Here is a 6244-nt window from a genome sequence, read left to right on the forward strand (position 1 = left end):
CCGCACTTTCGGACAGGGGGAAACGCCCCCCATAGTAGTCAGGAACGGCGGCGGCCGCCTGCGAGGACGCCGAGTGGGCTACTCGAGCACGACGCTCGTCGACGCGGAGCCCGAGCGGCTCGAGTCGGCGTAGGCGAGCTCCACGGTCCAGGTGCCCGCCGCCCCGGCGGGGAGCGCGATCGTGAGGTCGGAGCAGTAGGTCATCGTGGGGCCGGGCACGCCGGGCGACTGGGCGCTCGCGGTCGCGGCGTCCTGCGTGGCCGTGGCGATGCACACGCCCGTCTCGCTCACCAGGTCGCCGACGATCCCCGCCACCGAGATGCTGCCCACGGTGGGGTCGTAGGAGGTGTTGAGGATCTCGACCGAGACCCCCGTGATGGGTGCCGCCGTGGGAGTCGGGGTGGGGGTCGGCGTCGGCGTGGGGGCCACCGTGGGGGTGGGGGTGGCGCTCCGGGTGGGAGTGGGCGTCGCCGACGGCGTGGAGGTGACCGTGGGGGTCGGGCTCGAGGTGGGCGTGGCGTCCCCGCCGCCGATGCAGCCCGCCAGGGAGACGGTCGCCGCGAGGGCGATGAAGCTGCTGACGGTCGCGCGGAGGAGAGTCTTTCGTGCCATGCCTCCGATCATATGGACGGCGGGCCCACGGGCTCGCTGACGCTCCGGCGATAGGCTGAACGGATGAAGGAATCCAGCGTCGTCCGAGAATCCGGGGTCGTCTCGGTGGTGGTCGTCAACTACCGCGGCGCCGACGACACGATCGAGTGCGTGCGGCAGCTGGGCGACGTCGACTGGCCCGCGGCCGACCTCGAGATCGTGGTCGTCGAGAACGGATCCGGCGACGACAGCCTCGCGAGGCTCCGGGCGGCCTTCGCGGGTGACACGCGCGTGAAGCTCGTCGAGTCGGCCGAGAACCTCGGCTTCGCGGGCGGCAGCAACCTCGGTGCACGGACCGCTCGCGGCGAGTTCGTGGCCTTCCTCAACAGCGACGCGAAGCCGGCCCCCGGCTGGATCCGCGGAGCCGTCGCCCAGTTCGAGACCAGCCCCGCGGTCGCCGCCGTCGGCAGCAAGGTGCTCGACTGGGAGGGCAAGGTGGTCGACTTCGTCGGCGGCAGCCTCACCTGGTTCGGCATGGGCTACAAGGACCACGAGAACCAGCCCGACGACGAGCGCTTCCAGGCGCCCCGCGACATCCTCTACGGCACCGGATCGGCCCTGTTCGTGCGGGCGTCGACCTTCGCGGAGGTGGGCGGCTTCGACGAGCGCTTCTTCATGTTCTACGAGGACGTCGATCTGGGCTGGCGACTCAACCTGCTCGGTCACCGGGTGCGGTTCGCTCCCGAGTCGGTCGTCTTCCACAAGCACCACGCCTCCATGCGCAGCTTCGGGCCCTACCGGGAGAGCTACCTGCTCGAGCGCAATGCGCTCGCGACGCTCTACAAGAACCTCGGCGCCGAGAACCTCGCGCGCTTCCTCCCCGGCGCCATGGCACTTCTCGCCCGGCGCGCCGTCGCGAAGAGCGACCTGGACTCGCAGCTGTTCGACATCCGCCGCTTCTCCGGGGGCGCCGACGAGTTCGACGAGACCACACCCGTGGCCAAGGAGTCGCTCGCCGGCCTCTTCGCCCTCGACCAGTTCGTGGAGGAGCTGGAGTCGCTGAGCGTGACGCGCGACGACATCCAGGGCCGCCGCCGGCGCACCGACGCCGAGCTCTTCCGCCTCTTCGGCAACATGATCCATCCGCTGCTCGGCGGCTCCTCCTATCTCTCCGGCTTCCGGGCCGTGGTCGACGCCTTCGAGATCGAGTCCTCCACCGACCGCCGGCGCATCCTCGTGATCACGGGCGACTCGCTCGGCGAGAAGATGGCGGGCCCGGGCCTCAGAGCCTGGAAGATCTCCGAGGCCCTCTCGGCCGAGCACGACGTGCGCCTGGTCACCTGGAACGCCGCCAACCGGTTCTCCGACCGCTTCGAGGTCGAGCACGTGCAGCTGCAGAACGAGCGCCAGATGAAGGTGCACGAGCAGTGGGCCGACGTGATCTTCTTCCAGGGCTACGCCCTGCACCACTTCACCACGCTGCAGAAGTCGGAGAAGATCGTGGTGGCCGACATCTACGACCCGATGCACCTCGAGCAGCTCGAGCAGGGCCGCGAGTTCGGCACCGAGCGCTGGACCAACATCGTGCGCTCGGCCACCGAGGTGCTCAACCAGCAGCTCGCCCGCGCCGACTTCTTCCTCTGCGCCAGCGAGCGGCAGCGGCTGTTCTGGCTCGGCCAGCTCGCCGCCCTCGGCCGCATCAACCCCGCCAACTACGCCGCCGACGACTCGCTCGACGAGCTCATCTCGATCGCGCCGTTCGGCCTGGACTCGACTCCCCCGCGGCACACGAGGGACGCCATCCGCGGCGTCGTCCCCGGCATCGGCAAGACCGACAAGGTCATCATCTGGGGCGGCGGCATCTACAACTGGTTCGACACCCTCACCCTCGTGCGGGCCGTCGGCAAGCTCGCCGAGACCCGCAGGAACGTGCGCCTGTTCTTCATGGGCACGGCGCATCCGAACCCGGATGTGCCCGAGATGGCCGTGGTGCAGAAGACCAGGCAGCTCGCGGCCGAGCTCGGGCTCACCGGCACGCACGTCTTCTTCAACGAGTCGTGGGTCGACCTCGACGACAGGCAGAACTACCTGCTCGAGGCCGACGTGGGCGTCAGCACCCACTTCGACCACATCGAGACCACCTTCTCGTTCCGCACCCGCATCCTCGACTACCTGTGGGCGGGCCTGCCGATCGTCACGACCGGCGGCGACAGCTTCGGCGACCTCGTGGAGAAGGAGGGCCTCGGCGTCTCGGTGCCCGAGCGCGACGTCGACGCCCTCGCGGCGGCCCTCGAGCGGATGCTCTACGAGGCGCCCGCACGGAAGGCCGCGGTCGCCGCCGTGGCCCGGGTGCGCGAGGAGTTCACCTGGGAGCGCACGCTCGCGCCCCTCGTGGAGTTCTGCCGAGACCCCCACCCCGCCGCCGACCGCATGCTCGGCTCGCTCTCGGCCCCGCTCGAGCTGGGCGCAGGCGGGCGGCGCACCCGGCCCGTGACCGCCGAGGAGAAGTTCCAGGCCATCTCCACGAGGCGCCACGGCCTGCGGCGCGATGTCGCGCTCGCCCGGCACTACCTGACCAACGGCGGGCTGGGCTCCCTCGGCGGCAAAATCCGCTCCCGTCTGGCCTATCGGAAGGCCGGGAAAGCCTGAGCGGTTCCTCGGGAACCGTCATGTATCCTCAGACGCGGCAGTTTCCCCGACTGCCGGATGTTGTGGCTTGGAGGCCGTGATCATGGCTGGACTAGACGAGTCCCCGACCGAGCGCTCGACCAGACTCCTGAACGAACCGTGGCAGCACGCCGGTGCCGTCGGCGGCGGCGTGACGGGCACCATCGAGTCGGTCAAGGAGATCTGGGCGCACCGGCAGCTGCTCGGGCTGCTGACCAAGCGTGAGCTGAAGTCCCGGTACAAGGACAGCGCGGGCGGGTTCCTCTGGAGCCTCGCCAAGCCGCTCACGCAGCTGTTCATCTACTACCTCGTGATCGGTCAGTTCCTCGGCGCCGCTCGCAACATCGAGAACTTCGCCGTCTACATCTTCGCGGGCCTCACGGTCTACACGCTGTTCAGCGAGATCGTGGGCTCCGGCACCGGATCGATCATCGCGAATTCGGGGCTGGTGAAGAAGGTCTACCTGCCGCGGGAGATCTTCCCGCTGGCGGCGGTGGGCTCCGCCCTCTTCAACTTCCTCGTGCAGTTCGTCATCCTCATCGTGGCGGCGACCGTCATCGGAACGCTCAGCTTCGGGCCACAGCTCCTCTTCGGTGTCGCCTCGCTCGTGCTGATCCTCATCTGGGGCACCGCGGTGGGCATCCTCCTCGCGGCCCTCAACGTCTACCTGCGCGACATCCAGTACCTCGTGGAGGTGGCGCTGCTGCTGTTCATGTGGGCCTCGCCCATCCTGTACTCGTGGCAGCAGGCGGCCGACGTCCTCCCGGCCTGGCTGCTGGAGGTCTACGTCAACTCCCCCATCACCCTCTCGGTGCTGGGCTTCCAGGAGGCGTTCTGGTCCGAGGCGTCCAACGGCGTCCCGCTGCCGCACCTCGCCCTCCGCATGCTGGTGGCCGGAGTCATCGGCATCATCGCGCTGATCTTCGCGCAACGAGTCTTCAGCCGCCTTCAGGGCGACTTCGCACAGGAGCTGTGATCGTGGCCAGTCATGTCCCCGTCGTCCAGGTGAACGACGTCTCGAAGCGCTTCATCATCCGCAAGGAGAAGAGCCTCAAGGAGCGTCTGGTGAACGCCGGCCGCTCGAAGCAGTTCAAAGAGGACTTCTGGGCCCTCAAGAACGTCGACCTCGAGATCATGTCCGGCACCACGATCGGCCTGATCGGGCCGAACGGCTCCGGCAAGTCGACGCTCCTGAAGACCATCGGCGGCATCATCCAGCCCACCTCGGGCTCGGTGCAGCGCCGCGGCCGCCTGGCTGCCCTGCTCGAGCTCGGCGCCGGCTTCCACCAGGATCTGACCGGCCGCGAGAACGTCTACCTCAACGCGTCGATCCTCGGCCTCAGCCGCAAGCAGACCGACGAGTACTTCGACGAGATCGTCGACTTCTCCGGCATCCGCGACTTCATCGACACCCAGGTCAAGTTCTACTCCTCCGGCATGTACGTGCGACTCGCCTTCGCCGTGGCCGTGCACGTCGACCCCGACCTCCTGCTCGTCGACGAGGTGCTCGCCGTCGGAGACGAGGCGTTCCAGCGCAAGTGCCTCGACAAGATCCGCTCGTTCCAGGCCGAGGGCCGCACGATCGTGCTCGTCACGCACTCGCTCGGGCAGGTCACCGAGCTCTGCGACCGCGCCGTGCTGCTCTCGAAGGGCACGGTCATGTTCGACGGAGCCCCCCACGAGGCGGTGCGCGACTTCCGCGACATCCTCGAGGAGCGCCGGGTCGACGAGGCCGCGGAGCACAAGGAGGAGGTGCGGCACGGCCGCATCACCCACGTGTTCACGCGCGCCGCGGGCCGCGAGATCGGCGAGCCCGTGCAGCCGGGCGACGACCTGATCGTCTCGATGACCTTCGAGCACGACGGCGAGGGCCTCGAGAACTGGATGGCCGCCCTGCAGATCGACAACGTGCAGGGCCAGGTCGTCTACGGCACCACCTCCAAGCGCCTCGGCTTCCAGCTGAGCCGCCTCAAGGAGGCTCGCGAGGTCAACTTCACGCTGAAGAACGTGAACTTCGGAGCGGGCAAGTACTTCATCAACGCCTCGTTGATGGACGACGAGGGCCGCCACCTGCACGACCTGCCCCAGGTCGCGTCGTTCGACGTGCCCTTCTTCGACCTCGCGGTCGGCAGCGTGCACGCCGTGCCCGAGTTCGAAGACCTCGGCCGCTGACCGTGCGGAGGGTCTCCGCCATCGTGGTGAACTGGCGCCAGCCGGAGTTCACCTCGGCGGCGGTGGCCTCGCTCGAGCGTCAGACCGGGCTCGAGGGCGTCGACGTCGTCATCACGATCGTCGACAACGGCTCGGGTGACGGCTCCGCCGAGCTCCTCGCGGCGCGGCACCCGGAGCACACCGTCGTGGCCGCGCCCACCAACGGCGGGTTCGGCGCCGGCGTGAACGCGGGCATCCGCGCCGTGCCGGCCGACGTCTACGTGCTGCTCAACAACGACGCCGAGGCCGAGCCCGGGTTCGTGGCGGCCCTCGTGGGCGCCCTCGAGAGCTCACCCGCCGCCGGAGCCGTGACCGCGCGCATCCTGCTGCGGGAGCGCTACCGGCGGCTGCCCCCCGGTTCGCCGGCTCCGGATGCGCTCACCGGCTTCGACGGGGGCCGCTGGGTCGTCGACCCCGCGGGTGCCGAGCTGCTGAACTCCACCGGCAACGAGTCCACCCGCTCCGGCAACGGCCGCGACCGCGACTGGCTGACCCCGGTCGCCTCCGCCGCTCCGCCGACCGCCGAGCCCTTCGGCTTCTCGGGCGGTGCGAGCGCCCTCCGCGCCGCCGCGCTCGACGAGGTGGGGCTCTTCGACGAGAGCCTCTTCATGTACTACGAGGACACCGACCTGTCGTGGCGGCTCCGCCGGGCCGGCTGGAGCATCGGCTACGCACCGGACGCCACGGTGCGGCACGCGCACGCGGCCTCGAGCGGCACGGGCACCGAGCTCTTCCGCTTCCACAACGAGCGCAACCGCATCCTGGTGGCCGCGAA

The 6244-nt window shown here is 69.4% G+C and carries 5 protein-coding genes; 4 read left to right on the plus strand and 1 reads right to left on the minus strand.

Annotation, left to right across the window (positions count from 1 at the left end):
* Window positions 1-78 precede the first annotated feature (78 nt).
* The gene (locus Q0D57_RS12375; protein WP_291044083.1) at window positions 79-612 is read right to left on the minus strand and encodes a hypothetical protein; all 534 of its coding nucleotides are present in this window, start codon (window positions 610-612) and stop codon (window positions 79-81) included.
* 63 nt (window positions 613-675) lie between these two features.
* Here Q0D57_RS12375 and Q0D57_RS12380 point away from each other — a divergent pair, with 63 nt between their 5' ends.
* The 4 genes from Q0D57_RS12380 to Q0D57_RS12395 form a co-directional block, all read left to right on the plus strand.
* The gene (locus Q0D57_RS12380) at window positions 676-3240 is read left to right on the plus strand and encodes a glycosyltransferase (RefSeq protein ID WP_291044095.1); all 2565 of its coding nucleotides are present in this window, start codon (window positions 676-678) and stop codon (window positions 3238-3240) included.
* Between the two features lie 82 nt (window positions 3241-3322).
* Window positions 3323-4234, plus strand: a complete 912-nt coding sequence (locus tag Q0D57_RS12385) for an ABC transporter permease (RefSeq protein WP_291044098.1) — start codon at window positions 3323-3325, stop codon at window positions 4232-4234.
* A 2-nt stretch (window positions 4235-4236) separates the two neighbouring features.
* Complete coding sequence (locus Q0D57_RS12390) at window positions 4237-5430, plus strand: ABC transporter ATP-binding protein (protein ID WP_291044101.1); 1194 nt, start codon at window positions 4237-4239, stop codon at window positions 5428-5430.
* A 23-nt stretch (window positions 5431-5453) separates the two neighbouring features.
* On the plus strand, window positions 5454-6244 hold a 791-nt coding region (locus Q0D57_RS12395), incomplete at its 3' end, for a glycosyltransferase family 2 protein (protein ID WP_291044105.1).

The sequence above is a fragment of the Herbiconiux sp. genome, assembly GCF_023264895.1.
Lineage (GTDB): Bacteria > Actinomycetota > Actinomycetes > Actinomycetales > Microbacteriaceae > Herbiconiux.